This is a genomic window from Burkholderia sp. Ac-20345, from assembly GCF_017104825.1.
Lineage (GTDB): Bacteria > Pseudomonadota > Gammaproteobacteria > Burkholderiales > Burkholderiaceae > Burkholderia > Burkholderia lata_B.
The window spans coordinates 1-15,207 of sequence record NZ_JAAGPO010000231.1 but is presented as its reverse complement, the minus strand read 5'-3'; the positions used below and the strand labels follow the sequence as shown (position 1 = coordinate 15,207).

Sequence of the window (15,207 nt, the reverse complement as noted above, 5' to 3'; positions counted from 1 at the left end):
GCTCGCGTGCCGCCGTCGGCCGCCGATGCGCTCGCGCAGGCGGCGCCCGTCGCGTTCGCGAGCGGGTTCGCCAATGCGCTGACGGTGAGCGGCGTGCTCGCGCTGGTCGCGGCCGTCGTTGCCTACAAGTTGCTTGCGCAACCGATGCGCGACGCGTGACGGGGAGCCGCGTACTTCGCGTGCGCTGCGCCAGCCGCATGTCGCTTCAGCGCGTATCGCGTGTCATGCGTCGCGATCGACCTTCGCGATGTGCTGCATGTCGATGGACTTGGGTTGCATACCGGCCCGTCGTTGTGCCCGTCGATCGCGCCGGTCAATGCGACTTCGTCGCGAGGCGGTGGATGCGTGCCGCAAGGGCGACACGCCGCGAATGCGACGCATGACGATGCGTCGCCTGCCTGCGGCGCGTGCGTCTTGTGGGCTCGGGCGTATCGGCCGCGGCGGGCGTACTGTTCCGCGCGTCCGCGACTGCACCGGCCGCCACCGCCGCGACAGCCGGCAGCATCGCTTCCGCATCGAGCCAAGCACGCGTCGCTTCCGCGATCAGTCCGCGCAGCCACCGCACGCCTTCGGCACACTCACCCGATTCGTTCCAGGTCATCCGGTACACGATGTCCGGCGGTTCGGCCGGCAGCGCGACGGCGGCGAGCGGCAGCAGCTTCGCATAGTGCCGCGCGAGCCGGTACGTGGTGGTCAGCAGCATGTCGGTGCGCACGAGCGCATGCGCGGCGAGTTCGAAGTGCGGCAGCGTGACGACGATCCGCCGCTGCAGGCCCACCCGTTCGAGCTGCTTGTCGATCGCGCCGGACGCTTCGAGCCACGACGGCGTCGGGCACAGCTGCGGTGCTTCGGCAAAATCGCCCGCCGTCATCGTGCCGCGCCGGGCGAGCGGATGCGTCGCGCGCATCAGGCACACGACGCGGTCGTCGAACAGGTCGTCCTGCCGGAACCGCGACGAGCGTGCCGGGCGATTGTCGATCACGACGTCGAGTTCGCCGTCGGCGAGCGCGCGCTCGTCGTCGAAGCCGTCGCCGAGCGGATGGAACACGAGCTGCGCGTTCGGCGCGCGCTCGCGGAACAGCGCGACGAGCTTCGGCACGAACAGCACGTTCAGGTAGTCGGGGCAGCCGATCCGGTAGGTGCGCACCGACGTGCGCGCGTCGAACGTCGGCTGCTGGATGCGGATGAAGTCGATCACGCGCAGCGCGTTGCGCAGCGGCTCGATCAGCCGAGCACCGAACTCGGTCGGCACCATCCCGTAGCGGCTGCGCACCAGCAGCGGATCGCCGAGCAGCGTGCGCAGGCGCTTGAGCGCGGCGCTGGTGGCCGGCTGCGACATGTTCAGGCGCACGGCCGCACGCGACACGGTGCGCTCGGTCAGCAGCACGAGCAGGATGCGCATCAGCCGCGCATCCAGCACGTCGAGCGCGCCCGCGGCGTCGGACACGTCGCGGGGCAGGGCGTTCGGGTCTAGTGGGTCCCGCATGCCGATCCGCCTCCCGGCGACCCGATGCCCGAGTGTGATGCGGCAGCGGGCCGGCGGCGCGTCATTTTGCGAAGGTGCTGGGCCAGCCGACGATCCGCTTCGGGCGCGGCGGCGCGTAGGTGCGGACCTTCGACGTCTTCAGCTTCAGGCGCACCAGCGACTCGGCGAGCGCGACCGCGGCCGATACGCCGTCGACGACCGGTACGCCCGTGCATTCCTCGATCTGCCGGTCGAGGCCGGCCATCCCGCCGCAGCCGAGGCAGATCACTTCCGCGTGATCGTCCTTCACCGCGCGCTGCGCCTGGCCGACGATCGATTCGATCGCGCGGGCCGGGTTCTCCTCGAGCTCGAGCACCGCGAGGCCGCTCGCGCGCACCGACGCGCAGCGCGCGTCGAGCCCGGCGAGCTTCAGGCGATCCTCGATCAGCGGCACCGTGCGGTCGAGCGTCGTGACGACCGAGTAGCGGTGGCCGAGCAGCATCGCGACGCTCGCGGCCGCTTCGGTGATGTCGACGACGGGCACCGTCAGCAGTTCCTGCAGCCCTTCGCGGCCGTGTTCGCCGTAGCCGGCCTGGATCACTGCGTCGTACGGCTCGTCGTAGCTCATCACGCGATCCATCACGGCGATTGCCGCGAGGTAGCTCTCGAAGTTGCCTTCGATCGACTCCGCGCCGAAGCGCGGTGTCAGCCCGACGATCTCCGTGCCCGGCGACGCGGCAGCCTGCGCCTGCGCGGCGATCGCGTCGGTGATCGACTCGGTCGTGTTGACGTTGACTACCAGGATCCTCATTGCGACTCCGTATGCATGTGTTTCAGTGTTGGGCGCAGGCGACCGCGATGGGTTCGCCCGAGCGCTCCTCGTAGTGCCGCTTGCGATCGGCCAGCAGCCAGTACACGCTGCCCGCGATGGCCGCGCCGAGCAGCCACGAGAACGGCGTCATCGCGCTGAAGGCCGGCACGACGGCGAGCGTGATCGAGATCAGCGCGGACGGCACGAGCGCCGCGAGCGCCTTGCGGTTCACGCCGCGCGTGTAGAAATAGGTACCGGTCGGCGCTTCGGTATAGAGATCGGGCACGTTCACGTGCTGCTTGCGCACGAGCCAGTAGTCGACCGTGATGATCCCGTACAGCGGGCCGAGCAGCGCGCCGAGGCCGGACAGGAAGTAGACGATCACGATCGGGCTGTTGTACAGGTTCCACGGCAGGATCAGTACGGCGACCGTCGCGCTGATCAGGCCCGCGCGGCGGAACGACAGGCGGTGCGGCGCGAGGCTCGTCAGCACGAAGGCCGGCGCGACGAAGTTCGCCATGATGTTCACGGCGACCGTCACGATCAGGAACGCGAGGCAGCCCAGCACGAGGAACAGCTTGTTCGGCACCGTCGCGATGATTTCCGTCGGGCTGTGGATGATGTGGCCGTTCAGCTTGAACTGCGCGCCCGCGAGCACGAAGCTGATCGTCGCGAACACGAGGATGTTGACCGGCAGGCCCCAGAAGTTGCCCACGCGCACTGTCTTCGCGCTCGGTGACGAGCGCGCGAAATCGCAGAAGTTGAGCACCAGCGTGCCGTAGATCGCGAGCCACAGCGAGCCGCCTGCGAAGATCTCCGTCCACATCTTGAAGCCGGTCAGCGGCTTGCCGATCGACATCGCAAGATGGCCGCCGGTGCGGCTATACATCCATGCGGCGAGCGACAGCGTCGTGACGAGGATGACCGGGCCGGCCAGCCCCTCGTACTTGCGGACCATTTCCATCCCGTACGTGAGGATGCCGATCTGCACGAGCCAGATTGCGACGAACGTGACCCAGCCGAGCGACGACAGCCCGAAGATCGCGTTCTGGTCGAATGCGGCGAGGCCCGGCCAGATCGCGGTGAGCAGCACGCGCAGCACGACCGACGCGAGATAGGTCTGGATACCGAACCATGCGATCGCGATCACCGCGCGGATCATCGCGGGCAGCAGCGCGCCGTAGATGCCGAAGCTCATCCGGCTGATCACCGGGAACGGCACGCCGGTCTTCTGGCCCATGTAGCCGGTCAGGTTCATGAAGCAGTACACGAGCACCGCGCCGATCGCGAGCGACGCGAGCATCTGCCAGCCCGACAGGCCGAGCGCGAACAGCCCGATCGCGAACGAGTAGTTCGCGATGTTGTGCACGTCGTTGGTCCACAGCGCAAAGATGCTGTAGCGGCCCCACGTCCGGCCCTCGGCCTTGGTGGGCGCGAGGTCGGGGTTGTGCAGCCGCGGGCTCAGCGCCGGGTCGCGCGCGGCCGAATCGGTTCGATACGATGCGTCGTCCGCGCCGAGCACGATGCCCGGGCGGTGGGTGGCTTCCAGTTGCACGCCGTTGTCTCCTTCCATGTGCGGGGCGCGAAACCGGCAGCGTGGGAACGCTGCGCCGGCCCGGCCGCCGTGGACGTTATGTCTCGGATTTGTTCGCGAGTATGGAAGGCCGGCACGGTCATGGGAAATTAAATATTCGGTTAGGCGTCATTTGAAAAATGAATGGAATGCAGGCGCTGCCGACGGTCGGTTCGGCACGGGAATTGCTCTCCAGCGGGCTCCATCCACGTCGACATCAGCGGAGGTGTCATGCAGCGATATTCACTTCGTCATGTATCGCGAGCCGTCTTCGCCGGCATCCTGATTGCGATGCGGGATCGCCGCGCGAAGGTCGCGCGGTGCATAGCGCCGGTTGGGGGAGGGATGCTGGCCGCCGGGGGGGCGGGGGCGTGGATGGCGCAAGCGATATGCCTGCGCGGCGAGTGGCGGCGGGAAGGGAGCGGGGAGAAGCGGCGGGAAGCGCACGCGCCGGCGGGGCGGCGTGCGCGGGGCGAAACGGGGAACGTGCAGCGGGCCGCGCGCTTGGCGCGGTTGTAAAAACGACCGCGTTGCGCGGCCGATGCGCTGCGTCAGCGGTTCACGAGCCGGGCCGGATACGCGAGCGCGAGGGCGCAGCCGATCACCATGCACGCGGCGAAACCGTACAGCCCCGCGCTTTGCGAATGGAACGTGTCGCGCAGCCAGCCGATGAAGTAGGTGCTGCCGAACCCGCCGAGGTTGGCGATCGAGCATGCGAACGCGATCCCGCCGGCGGCGGCCGAGCCCTTCAGGAACGTCGAAGGCAACGCCCAGACGACCGGCATTGCGGCGGCTGCGCCCGCGTTGATCAGCGAGAACAGCAGCACCGTCCCGAACGTGCCGTGCGACGACGATGCCGCGATCGCCAGCGCAACGGCCGACACCATGAACGGCACGACGATATGCCAGCGGCGTTCGCGCGCGCGGTCGGAGCTTGCGCCGCAGTACAGCGTGGCGAGCACGGCCGCGGCATTCGGGATCACCATCAGCCAGCCGATGTGATACGCATCCTTCACGCCGGTATCGCGCAGGATCGTCGGCAGCCAGAAGCTCACCGCATAGAGGCCGAGCAGCACGCACAGGTCGATCAGGCCGAGCGCCCATACCTTCGGATCGGAGAACGCCTTGCCGAGCGCATGGCTCTTGTTGCCGGCCGGATCGGCGTCGAGGTTCGTACGCAACGCGTGTTTCTCGTCGGCGTTCAGCCATTGCGCGGACTCGATGTTGTTGGGCAGCCAGCGCAGCACCGCGAAGCCGAGCAGCACCGACGGCAGCGCTTCGAGCAGGAACAGCCACTGCCAGCCGCCGAGCCCGTGCGCGCCGTCGAACGCGCGCATGATCCACCCGGAGATCGGGCTGCCGATCATGCTCGACAACGGCAGTCCGACCATGAACAGCGCGACGATCCGCGCGCGGCGCGCATCGGGATACCACTGCGTCAGGTACAGCAGCACGCCGGGCAGGAAGCCGGCCTCGGCCGCGCCGAGCAGGAAGCGCACGATGTAGAACTGCGTCGGCGTGTGTACGAACATCGTCGCACCCGACAGCAGGCCCCACGTGATCATGATCCGTGCAATCCACAGCTTCGCGCCGACGCGTTGCAGCACCAGGTTGCTCGGGACTTCGAACAGGATGTAGCCGGCGAAGAACAGGCCGGCGCCGAGCCCGTACACGGTATCGCTGAACTTCAGCGCGTCGAGCATCTGGAGTTTCGCGAGCCCGATGTTGATGCGGTCGAGATAGGCCGCGAAGTAGCACAGGCAGAAGAGGGTGATCAGGCGCAGCGTGACCTTGCGATACAGATTGCCGTGCAGCGCGTCGTCGGGGGAAACGGCGGCGCTCGGGTGTGCGGTAGACATGGGATTGCCCCTGTTCGAATGTGTCGGATGAATGGGTGGCCGATCGACGCGAGCGGACGTTCCGCTGCGCACTGGAGTCTGTATATCACGGCAATTAAATAGCGTACACACTAGAAAATACCGAATCGCACAGGCACGATTCCGGCCGCGATAAGGCAAGCGTTTACGTGAGAAAAACCGCGAGTTTGATGAGGTTTTTGACAACAATGAGCGTGATTTGAAAGAGGATTGAGAGGTGCAAAACCATGCACAAAATTCGTGCGTATGCGCTTAAAAGTAAAGTGTGTGCACGAAAGTCTGCCGATGCGCGCAAGCACGTGCGCGGCAGCAGGTTCGAACGTGCATGGCCCGCCGTCGTGGCGGCGTGCTCGGCCAGCAGTACGCAGCTGTCGGGCGATCGTCGGGCGCACCGCACGCCCGGTGCCGCGAATCCTGATGCACCGCAATGAAGCGGCGACCCGGCTGCAGGTTGTGCCAAATTGAGGGTGTACACTGCTTGTCTTTCACTTACATGCGGCACGGGCCTTTACTTTCATGGCGTCTTCGAAGGATTCCTACGACTTTCACGACCAGGTCGGACACCTGCTGCGCCGCGCGTATCAGCGGCACGTGTCGATCTTCCAGGAAGCGATCCCCGATTCGGATCTCACGGCCGCGCAGTTCGTCACGCTGTGTGCGGTCAAGGAGCGCCAGGGGTGCTCGCTGAACGATATCGTCAAGGCGACCGCGATCGACCAGGCGACGATCCGCGGCGTGGTCGATCGCCTGAAGGCGCGCGCGCTGATCGAGGTGTTGCCCGATCCGAACGACGGCCGCAAGCTGATCGTGCGCGCCACCGCGACCGGCGTCGCGCTGATCGACCGCACGGTGCCGTTCGCGCGGCAGGTGACGGAGCGTACGTATGGCGCGCTCAATCCGGGCGAGCGGGTCGCGCTGCAGTTCCTGCTGCGCAAGATGATGGAAGAAGACGGCGACGCTTGATGTGCGTCGCTCGCGGGGTGGTAGTCGTGCCCGTCCGGTCGGCCGATTCGATCCTGCGACGCAGCCCGCAGCGCCTAAGCCGTGCCGGTTGCCACCTGCGCGCCAGCCGCGTCGGCCGTCATCAGCCGGCCTGCCTCGCGTAACGCGGCCCGGACCGTCTCCGGCGTAAACGGCGGCGCGTAGAACCGCACACCGGTCGCATCGAACAACGCGTTCGCGATGGCGGCAGGGCCCGGCACCGACGCCGATTCTCCCGCGCCGAGCGGCGGCTCGCCTTGCCTCGGCATCAGCACGACATCGACGTCCGGCACTTCCGCGAAGGTGAGAATCGGATAGCTCGCCCATTCGCGCGACGCGACCTTGCCGTCGGCGAAGCGCACGCGCTCCTTCAGCGTGCGGCTCAATACCTGGATCACGTTGCCGTGGATCTGGTGGCGCACGCCATCGGGGTTGATCATCGTGCCCGTGTCCTGGCCGACCGTCACGCGTTCGATGCGGATCTCGCCCGACACGCGATCGACGCTCAGGTCGACGATCCATGCCGACCACGCGGCGCCGAAGCCGGGGAAGCGGCTGTGCACGTAGCGCGCGTAGGCGATCCCGCGGCCGCGTACGATTTGCGACGCAGCGGGTTCATGCGGCGTGCGCCGCACGCGCGGCGTCCAGCCCGCGCGGTCGGCCACGGCCTGCAGCAGTTCGGTCGCGCGCGTGTCCTGCAGGTGGCGCAGCCGGAACGCGAGCGGGTCGACGCCGGTCAGCGCCGCGCATTCGTCGACGAACGCATCGTGCGCGAACGAGTTCGGCAACGCGGACACGCCGCGCAGCCACGACGCGCGCACGAGCGGTGCGAGATCCTCGCAGACGAAGCGGCGATGCGGGCTCGCGTACGGCGACACGGCGGTGCGGTCGCCCATCTCGAACACGCGCGGCTCGGGCGCGATCGCGCCGGTCAGCAGCGCCGCGAGCAGCGGCGCATCGTTCGACGGGTAGCGCGTCGTGAAGTCGTAGCCGAGCAGGCGGCCGTCGCGCGTGACGGTGCCGGTCACCTGCATCGACTGGCCCGCGCCTTTCGGTTCCCACAGATGTTCGTCCGCGCGCGAGAGCTGCACGCGCACCGGGCGGCCGACCGCGCGCGACAGCAGCAGCGCGTCGCCGCACACGTCGTCCGCGCCGTTGCGGCCGTAGCAGCCGGCCGCTTCCATCCGCACCACGTCGAAATCGGCTTCGTCGCGCGCGACGAGCGTCGCGAGGTCGTAGCGCAGCGATACGGGATTCTGCGTGCCGGACCACACCGTGATCCGGCCGTCGCCGGGCTCGCGATAGTCGGCGAGCGCGCATGACGGGCCGATCGAACCGTGCATCTGGAACGGCCACGCGTAGGTGCGCGACAGCGTGATCGTGTCGGGCTGCGCACGCGCCGCGTCGACATCGCCTTCGTCGAGCAGCACGCGGCGTTTGGCCGGCGCGGCGGCGATCGCGGCAGTCGGTGCGTCGAGCGACGGCAGCGCGGGGAGCGGACGCCACGTCACGCGCAGCTGGCGCGCCGCGCGGATCGCGTGTTCCTCGCGCTCGGCCACCACGCCGACGAAATCGCCGATCGCAACGACGGCCACGAGCCCCGGCACGTCGGCCACCGACGCGCGGTCGACGTCGACGAGCGAGGTGCCGACGAATGCGCCGCTGTCGTGGCCTGCATACGGCGGCCGCACGACACGGCCGTGCAGCATGCCCGGCACGCGCATGTCGTGCACGAACGTGAGCTGGCCGGTTGCCTTGGCGGGCAGGTCGACGCGCGGCGACGACCGGCCGACGATCCGGTATAGGGCGGGATCTTTCGTGCGGGTGTTCAGGTCCAGTGTCAGCGCGATCCGGTGCGCGGCGACGAGCGTGGCGAACGTGGCCGTTTGCCCGTTCGCCGAGATCGTCGCATCGTCGATGTGCAGTTGCGCCGCGTCGACATCGAACCGTTCGGCGGCAAGCGCCAGCAGCGCTTGACGTGCCTGCGCGGCCGCGCAGCGCAGCGGCGTCGCGGAAATCTGGATCGTCGCGCTCGCGATGGTCGGGCCCTGGTTTGGTGTCGCGGCCGTGTCGCCGAGCACCATCGTCACGCGCGCGGCCGGCACATCGAGTTCCTCGGCGACGATCTGCGCGAGCGACGTGCGGATGCCGGTGCCGAGATCGACGTGGCCGTTGAACGCGAGGATGCGGCCGTCGTCGAGAATCGCGACGAACACTTCCGGCAGCGCCGGCACGTAGGACGACAGGCTGCCCGGCTGGCCGGGCGCCGGCTTGACGGGTGGCGCGGGCGGCCGGATCACGGTCAGGCAGCCGTTGCGCGCGAGCAGTTCGGAGCGGTTCACGGATGAAGGGTCCTGTCGAGGGAGATGCGGCGCGCGGCCGGCTGCGGCTTGCGCGGGGCGAGGTGGCCGGCGGCCCGGACGTCCTGTTCGCGGTGTGTGCCGTGCGCAATGGCGGCGGCCGTCGCGAGCGCACGCGACGCCAATCTAGGCCGCCAAAAGCGCAGCGTCAATCGTGCGGGCGGGCGCAGGCCAGTGAAGCCGCCAGCCCGCCGCGACGATTCAGCGCGTGCGCGCCTGCACCGCATCGATCGCCGCGATCGCATCGTCGAGCGGCATCACGGCCGCGTATTTCTGCTGCATGTCGAACAGGTTCGCGTCGTGCGGCGCGATCGCGCGATCGCCGACACAGTCGGCGAGCACGAGCGGGCGGAACCCGTGCGACATCGCGTCGACCACGCTCGCGCGCACGCAGCCGCTCGTCACGGCGCCCGCGACGAGCAGCGTCTGCACCGCGCGTTGCGCGAGCCACGGCGCCAGCTGCGTGCCGAAGAATGCCGACGGCACGGTCTTGCGCACGACGAGCTCGCCGGGTGCGGGCGTGAGCTCTGGCACGATCGCGCTGTTCGGATGGTGTTCGGTCAGCGTCGCCATGCCGGGCACCTTCAGCGAGAACACGTTGTCGTCACTGCCGTCTTCCGCGTACACGATGCGGCTGTGCGCGACGGGCCAGCCGCGTTTGCGCGCCAGCGCGAGCGCACGCGTCGTGCGCGCGATCGCCGGCGCGATGTTGCCGCCGCCGAACGTCGCGGGATCGGCGAAGCCGACCACGAAGTCGACGATCAAGAGGCCGATGTTGCCGTGCGGCGGCAGCGGCGTGCCGAAACCCTGCTGGCGATAGACGTTCGCTTCGGCGTGGCGGGAGAGATTGTTCATGGTGTCGGGGGCTCGCCGGTCAGGCGGGTTGGTCGGTCACGCGGCCGTCGCGCACGACGGTTGCGCCGTCGAGTTCGACCGTGCAGCGGCGCAGCGGGATGTCGATGTGGCAGGTGGTCGTGCGGTTGCCGCCGCCTTCGTTGTTCGGGCCGAGCGAGAACAGGAAGTTGCCCTCGAACGCGCGCGCGTCCATCCCGATCGTCGCCTCGCGGTCGTACAGGCCGAGCGTCGACCAGCGCGCGCGCGGCTGCAGCCCCCAGCCGATATGCGAGATCGCATAGCCTTCGGGGTCGGCGAAGGTTTCCATGTAGTCGCGCAGCAGGTCGGCATCGACGCCGCCTTCGATGCGCGTCGCGTAGCCGCCTTCGACGGTCAGTACGATCGGCTCGCTCACGTAGTGCTTCTGCGGCAACAGGATGTCGCCGCGATCGATCACGATCGTGCCGTGCGCGGTGCGGTCGTTCGGGTAGGTCAGCGCGAAGCCGCTCGGCCAGTGGTCCCAGCGGCCCGGCGCGTCGACGAAGCCGTATTCGGCCGTCGGCGGAAAATCGCCGAGCGGGCACACGAGCGCGGTGCCGGCCGCCGACGTCACGCGCATCTCGCGGGCGGCGGCAATGTGCTTCGCCGCGGCGAGCACGCGCGTGCGGTCGGCCAGCGTCGGCACCATCCGCACGAGTACTTCGGGCGGCTCGACCGCGAGCAGGATCTTCGTGCCGGACTTCAGGATCTCGTGCTGCTCGGGCGAGAACAGCAACGTCATCAGGTCGAGCACGAGGTCGCTCTCGCGCAGCGCGGCGATCGCGGCCTTGTTGCCGGTCAGCGGCGTCGTGCCGAGGTACGCGAGCGGGTCGCGGCTGAACGCCTTGTCGCCGTTCACCGGCGGCAGGTCGAGCCGGTTGACTATCGCGCCCATCGTTTGCGTCGCGATCAGCGCGCACGACAGCGTCTGCGGGTGGGTGGCCGCGCTCGTCAGGATCGTGACGGTCTGGCCCGGTTCGAGGCGTGACAGCGTGAGCACCTGCTTCCACGCGTCGATCAGTTGGGTATCGCTGACTGGCATCGTCGGCTCCGGTAAAGGCGTGAAGGAAAGAGGCGGGCGCCGCGCGATCAGGCCGCGAGCGGCGCGCCGAGGAAGTCGCCGAACGCCGCGTAGAAGCCCGGTGCGTTGTCCCACGGAATCATGTGGCCGGCGTCGGGCACGCGCGCGTGCCGCATCGACGGCGTCGCGCGCTGCAGCTCGGCGACATCGTCGTCGCGTACCACGTCGCCGCGTTCGGCCGTGATCAGCAGCGATGGCACGGCCAGCTGCGCGGCATCCGCGTGGAAATCGTCGGTGTGGAAGCCTTCGTACGACGCGCGCACCGCGCGCTCGTCGCAGGTGTGCAGCCATTCGGCGCGCAACTGCAGTTCGGCGTCGGTCCAGGTCGGGCAGAACGCGCGCATGCCTTCGGCGTCGGTGCCGGCACGCGCGAGCGCCATCGAGTCGATGTACCACGGCAGCTTGCCCGGATAGTCGCGGCGGTTCGGGCCCGATACGGGCGGATCGACGAGCGCGACCGATTCGAGCCCGCGGAGGGTGCGCCGCGCCGCGCGCGCGGCGATCCGCGCGCCCATCGAATGGCCGACGAGGCTCGTGCGCGGCAGGCCGAGCGCGGCGACGAGTGCCGCGATGTCGTCGGCCTGTGCATCGACGCTGTAGTCGAGCGACGGCGACGCGTCGGACAGCCCGCGGCCGCGCACGTCGAGCACGTAGGTATCGAACGCCGCGCCGAATACTTCGCCGACGAAACCCCACGTGATCGCGGGGCTCGTGATGCCGGGAATCAGCACGATCGCCGGTCGCGCTGCGCGCGCGCCGGTCGCGCCGCCGTAGCGCAAGTAGTGCTGGCGGATGCCGTTCGCGCGGATGTTCGCGCCATACAGGAAAGTCGAGGGCATGAATGGACTCCGTCGAATGGGCCGCGCTCAGTACGCGCCGGACAGTAGCGCGCCGGCGCCGGGCACGACGGGTTCGAGGTCGAGCTCGCGCAGCATCGCGTAGGTCGTTGCGATCGCGGCCGTGATCACGGGCTTGCCCGTCATCGCCTCGACCTTCGCGACGGCCGGCAGCGACGGCATCTGCACGCACGCGGACAGCACGATCGCATCGGCGTCCTGGTAAGGCAGCGTCTTCACGATGTCGGGCAGGCGCGCCGGGTCGTGGCGGCCGACGTCGAGGTTGTCGGGGATCTCCAGCGCACGGTAGTCGAGCACGTCGAAACCTTCGTTGCGGATGTAGTCGACCACCAGCTCCGTCAACGGCAACATGTACGGCGCGACGACAACGATCCGCTTCGCGCCGATCACCTTCAGCGCGTCGACGAGCGCGCCCGCGCTCGTCAGCACCGGCGCCTGCGCGCCGTTGTCCGCCGTGTGCTTGGTCAGGCGCGCCTGCGACACGCGGTGATAGCCGTGCCCCATCGCCATGATCGCGACCAGGCACGCGTAGCCGAGCACGTCGACGCGTGCATCGCTCAGTTCCACCGCGCAGCGGTCGGATTCGGCATCCATCGCCGCGAGTTCTTCCTTGACGACCTTCTTCATCCGCATCCGGCTCGAGTGATACGTGAAGCGCTCGGGGCGGATCGTTTCGCGCAGCCGCAGCATCGCGGGAATCTCGGTTTCCATCGTCGTGTTGGAACTCGGCACGATCTGGCCGATGCGGTAGGTCTTGCTCATGACGGGGGGCTCCGTGTCGGTAAGGGTGGGGCGGCACGCTGATGCGGGATCGCCGGATGTCGAGCAAAGTCTAGTGTGTACATTTGAAAATGGCAATGGATCAAAATGGTGTGGATCATGCGTCATCCTCTTGATGGCGCGTATATTCGAGGAATTATTGGTGTTTTCCCGAATGTCCGGGCGACGAAAGATAATCCGCTTGTCCTGAATAAATTGAGTGTGTACGCTACATAAACGCCATTCAATCCGCCCGTTATCGCGCCGTGTCCGGCGACGGGCCCACGATCAGGAGATCCGCATGAGCACACCCCGTATCGCAATCATCGGCGCCGGTCTCGGCGGCACGGCCGCCGCGGCGCTGCTTCAGCGCGGCGGCTACGACGTCGCGCTGTACGAGCAGGCGCCGGCGTTCTCGCGCCTCGGCGCGGGCATCCACCTTGGCCCGAACGTGATGAAGATCATGCGGCGCATCGGCTGCGAGGACGCGCTGGAGACGATGGGTTCGCATCCGGATTTCTGGTACAGCCGCGACTGGCAGACGGCCGACGTGCTCGCGCAGATTCCGCTCGGCGACTACGCGCGCAAGGCCTACGGCGCGAGCTACCTGACCGTGCATCGCGGCGATTTCCATGCATTGATGACGCAGGCGGTGACGCCCGGCACGATCCGCTTCGGCAAGCGGCTCGCGGCGGTGGAGGACACCGGCGACGCGGTGCGCCTGACGTTCACCGACGGCAGTGTCGACACGGCCGACATCGTGATCGGCGCGGACGGCGTGAATTCGCGGATCCGCGAGCACCTGCTCGGCGCGGAACCGCCGCGCTACACGGGCTACGTCGCGCACCGCGCGGTGTTCCCGGCGTCGCTGCTCGGCAACAAGCCGTACGACATGTGCGTGAAATGGTGGTCGGAGGATCGCCACATGATGGTCTACTACGTGACCGAGAAGCGCGACGAGTATTACTACGTGACCGGCGTGCCGCAGGCCGAATGGCCGGAGGGCGTATCGATGGTCGACAGCAGTCGCGACGAAATGCGCGAGGCGTTCGCGGGTTTCCATGCCGACATCCAGCACCTGATCGACGTGTCGCCGTCGATCACCAAGTGGCCGCTGCTCGAGCGCGATCCGCTGCCGTTGTGGAGCCGCGGCCGCCTCGTGCTGCTCGGCGACGCGTGCCATCCGATGAAGCCGCACATGGCGCAGGGCGCGGCGATGGCGATCGAGGATGCGGCGATGCTCGCGCGCTGCCTCGACGAAGTTGGCGTCAGCGACTACGCGGGCGCGTTCGCGCTGTACGAGGCGAATCGCGCGGCGCGCGCGTCGAAGGTGCAGCTCGTGTCGCACAACAACACGTGGCTGCGCACGAACGAGGATCCGTCGTGGGTGTTCGGCTACGACGTGTTCGACGTGCCGCTCGTCTCGCCGTCGCGCAACAGCATCGCGGCCGTGGCCTGACGCGTACGCGATGCCCGTGCCGGCCGGCGCTGCGCCGTCGCGAGCGCCGAGGCGCCGGTACGTGTGTTTTTCGGCGTGTTATATGTCGGGCGCGCACCGGCGGGCGCGCACCGGCGGACGCCAACCGGCGGCAGTGCCCGCTGCCGGTCGCCCGCCGCCGGTCGCCCGCTATCCGTCGCCCTCGGCCCGCGCGCCGCATTCCGGATCCATTCATGTCCCATCCCGCTTCTCCGTCGCGGCCGCTGGCGTTTCGCGTGAACGGCACGCCGCACACCTTCGACGATGCCGCGCCCGATGCGCCGCTGCTGCTGGTCCTGCGCAACGACTGCGCGCTCAACGGCCCGAAATACGGCTGCGGGCTCGGGCAGTGCGGCGCATGCACGGTGCTGGTCGACGGGCAGGCGACGCGTTCGTGCGTCGTGCCGGCCGCCGCCGCGAGCGGGCGCGACGTCACGACGCTCGAAGGGCTCGGGTCGCGCGACGCGCCGCATCCGATCCAGCGCGCGTTCATCGACGAGCAGGCCGCGCAGTGCGGCTATTGCCTGAACGGGATGATCATGAGCACGAAGGCGCTGCTCGACCGCAATCCCGCACCGGACGATGCGGCGATCCGTGATGCGCTGCGCTTCAATCTTTGCCGCTGCGGCACGCACCTGGAGATCATCCGGGCCGTGCATCGCGCGGCACGCTACCTGCGAGGCGGCGATGAAGCCTGACGCAGGCTTGCCCGTCGCGCCGGAGCGCGTGACGCTACCCGAGCCGCGCGACGAAGCCGGCACCGATGCGGCGCGCGCGCACCACGCGCGCTACACATGGCCGATCAGCGATGCGCATGCAGACGCGCAGGTATCGCTCGACATCGAAGCGCGGACCGCGTCCGACGGGCGGATGACGACGTGGCGCTATCGCGCGCAGGCGGCAACGGACGATCGTCACACACCGCACGGTGCGAAGACCGAACCTGCGGATACCGGCACCGCCGCGCCGTTCGTCTATCGGCATGCGCGGACGTCGATCGAGCTCGCCGATGCCGGCCACACGATTCCCGGACACGCGCACGCATTCGCGCGCGAATCCTTCGTCGACGAGCTTGCGGACGCGCTGCGGCGCG

12 protein-coding genes and 1 pseudogene are annotated in these 15,207 nt (G+C 68.6%); 4 read left to right on the top strand and 9 right to left on the bottom strand.

The genetic code is table 11. The features are described from left to right. Nucleotides 1-313: 313 nt before the first annotated feature. From G3O06_RS41540 to G3O06_RS41525, 4 genes are all read right to left on the bottom strand, one after another. Nucleotides 314-1,486, bottom strand: a complete 1,173-nt coding sequence (locus tag G3O06_RS41540; RefSeq protein WP_205819558.1) for a LysR family transcriptional regulator — start codon at nt 1,484-1,486, stop codon at nt 314-316. A gap of 61 nt (nt 1,487-1,547) precedes the next feature. Beyond that, nucleotides 1,548-2,276, bottom strand: coding sequence for an aspartate/glutamate racemase family protein (locus tag G3O06_RS41535; protein WP_205819557.1), 729 nt, complete (start codon nt 2,274-2,276; stop codon nt 1,548-1,550). A gap of 22 nt (nt 2,277-2,298) precedes the next feature. Next, entirely contained in the window at nt 2,299-3,849 is a 1,551-nt protein-coding gene (locus G3O06_RS41530; protein ID WP_205819556.1) for an NCS1 family nucleobase:cation symporter-1, read from the bottom strand. Between the two features lie 551 nt (nt 3,850-4,400). Continuing rightward, on the bottom strand, nt 4,401-5,708 hold the full coding sequence (locus G3O06_RS41525) for an MFS transporter (RefSeq protein ID WP_205819555.1): 1,308 nt from the start codon (nt 5,706-5,708) through the stop codon (nt 4,401-4,403). 534 nt (nt 5,709-6,242) lie between these two features. On the opposite strand from G3O06_RS41525, the gene G3O06_RS41520 reads away from it, so the two are divergent. Then, a complete protein-coding gene (locus G3O06_RS41520) occupies nt 6,243-6,689 on the top strand; it encodes a MarR family winged helix-turn-helix transcriptional regulator (protein ID WP_174911047.1) in 447 nt (148 codons plus the stop codon). A gap of 74 nt (nt 6,690-6,763) precedes the next feature. On the opposite strand, the gene G3O06_RS41515 is transcribed toward G3O06_RS41520, so the two are convergent. The 5 genes from G3O06_RS41515 to G3O06_RS41495 form a co-directional block, all read right to left on the bottom strand. Then, nucleotides 6,764-9,049 (bottom strand): molybdopterin cofactor-binding domain-containing protein, encoded by a 2,286-nt coding sequence (locus tag G3O06_RS41515; protein ID WP_205819554.1) that lies wholly within the window; start codon nt 9,047-9,049, stop codon nt 6,764-6,766. Between the two features lie 219 nt (nt 9,050-9,268). Further along, nucleotides 9,269-9,922 carry an isochorismatase family protein gene (locus G3O06_RS41510; RefSeq protein ID WP_205819553.1) on the bottom strand — a complete coding sequence of 218 codons (654 nt, stop codon included), beginning with the start codon at nt 9,920-9,922 and terminating at the stop codon, nt 9,269-9,271. A 19-nt stretch (nt 9,923-9,941) separates the two neighbouring features. Then, nucleotides 9,942-10,982 (bottom strand): 2,5-dihydroxypyridine 5,6-dioxygenase, encoded by a 1,041-nt coding sequence (locus G3O06_RS41505; RefSeq protein WP_205819552.1) that lies wholly within the window; start codon nt 10,980-10,982, stop codon nt 9,942-9,944. Nucleotides 10,983-11,029: 47 nt separating this feature from the next. After that, nucleotides 11,030-11,860, bottom strand: a complete 831-nt coding sequence (locus tag G3O06_RS41500) for an alpha/beta hydrolase (RefSeq protein ID WP_205819551.1) — start codon at nt 11,858-11,860, stop codon at nt 11,030-11,032. A gap of 27 nt (nt 11,861-11,887) precedes the next feature. Continuing rightward, complete coding sequence (locus G3O06_RS41495; RefSeq protein WP_174911031.1) at nt 11,888-12,640, bottom strand: Asp/Glu racemase; 753 nt, start codon at nt 12,638-12,640, stop codon at nt 11,888-11,890. 298 nt (nt 12,641-12,938) lie between these two features. Between G3O06_RS41495 and G3O06_RS41490 the strand changes: the two genes are divergently transcribed. The 3 genes and pseudogenes from G3O06_RS41490 to G3O06_RS41480 all read left to right on the top strand — a co-directional run. Beyond that, complete coding sequence (locus tag G3O06_RS41490; protein ID WP_205819550.1) at nt 12,939-14,096, top strand: FAD-dependent monooxygenase; 1,158 nt, start codon at nt 12,939-12,941, stop codon at nt 14,094-14,096. A 212-nt stretch (nt 14,097-14,308) separates the two neighbouring features. Then, nucleotides 14,309-14,812 (top strand): (2Fe-2S)-binding protein, encoded by a 504-nt coding sequence (locus G3O06_RS41485; RefSeq protein WP_174974541.1) that lies wholly within the window; start codon nt 14,309-14,311, stop codon nt 14,810-14,812. After that, nucleotides 14,802-15,207 (top strand): annotated as a pseudogene (locus G3O06_RS41480) (cytochrome C); the annotation flags it as partial. The gene G3O06_RS41485 and the pseudogene G3O06_RS41480, both read left to right, overlap by 11 nt.

What these genes read in the sequence shown, in the direction of transcription:
- G3O06_RS41540 (WP_205819558.1), bottom strand. Translation starts at nt 1,486, where the DNA reads ATGCGGGACCCACTAGACCCGAACGCCCTGCCCCGCGACGTGTCCGAC.
- G3O06_RS41535 (WP_205819557.1), bottom strand. Translation starts at nt 2,276, where the DNA reads ATGAGGATCCTGGTAGTCAACGTCAACACGACCGAGTCGATCACCGAC.
- G3O06_RS41530 (WP_205819556.1), bottom strand. Translation starts at nt 3,849, where the DNA reads ATGGAAGGAGACAACGGCGTGCAACTGGAAGCCACCCACCGCCCGGGC.
- G3O06_RS41525 (WP_205819555.1), bottom strand. Translation starts at nt 5,708, where the DNA reads ATGTCTACCGCACACCCGAGCGCCGCCGTTTCCCCCGACGACGCGCTG.
- G3O06_RS41520 (WP_174911047.1), top strand. Translation starts at nt 6,243, where the DNA reads ATGGCGTCTTCGAAGGATTCCTACGACTTTCACGACCAGGTCGGACAC.
- G3O06_RS41510 (WP_205819553.1), bottom strand. Translation starts at nt 9,922, where the DNA reads ATGAACAATCTCTCCCGCCACGCCGAAGCGAACGTCTATCGCCAGCAG.
- G3O06_RS41505 (WP_205819552.1), bottom strand. Translation starts at nt 10,982, where the DNA reads ATGCCAGTCAGCGATACCCAACTGATCGACGCGTGGAAGCAGGTGCTC.
- G3O06_RS41500 (WP_205819551.1), bottom strand. Translation starts at nt 11,860, where the DNA reads ATGCCCTCGACTTTCCTGTATGGCGCGAACATCCGCGCGAACGGCATC.
- G3O06_RS41495 (WP_174911031.1), bottom strand. Translation starts at nt 12,640, where the DNA reads ATGAGCAAGACCTACCGCATCGGCCAGATCGTGCCGAGTTCCAACACG.
- G3O06_RS41490 (WP_205819550.1), top strand. Translation starts at nt 12,939, where the DNA reads ATGAGCACACCCCGTATCGCAATCATCGGCGCCGGTCTCGGCGGCACG.
- G3O06_RS41485 (WP_174974541.1), top strand. Translation starts at nt 14,309, where the DNA reads ATGTCCCATCCCGCTTCTCCGTCGCGGCCGCTGGCGTTTCGCGTGAAC.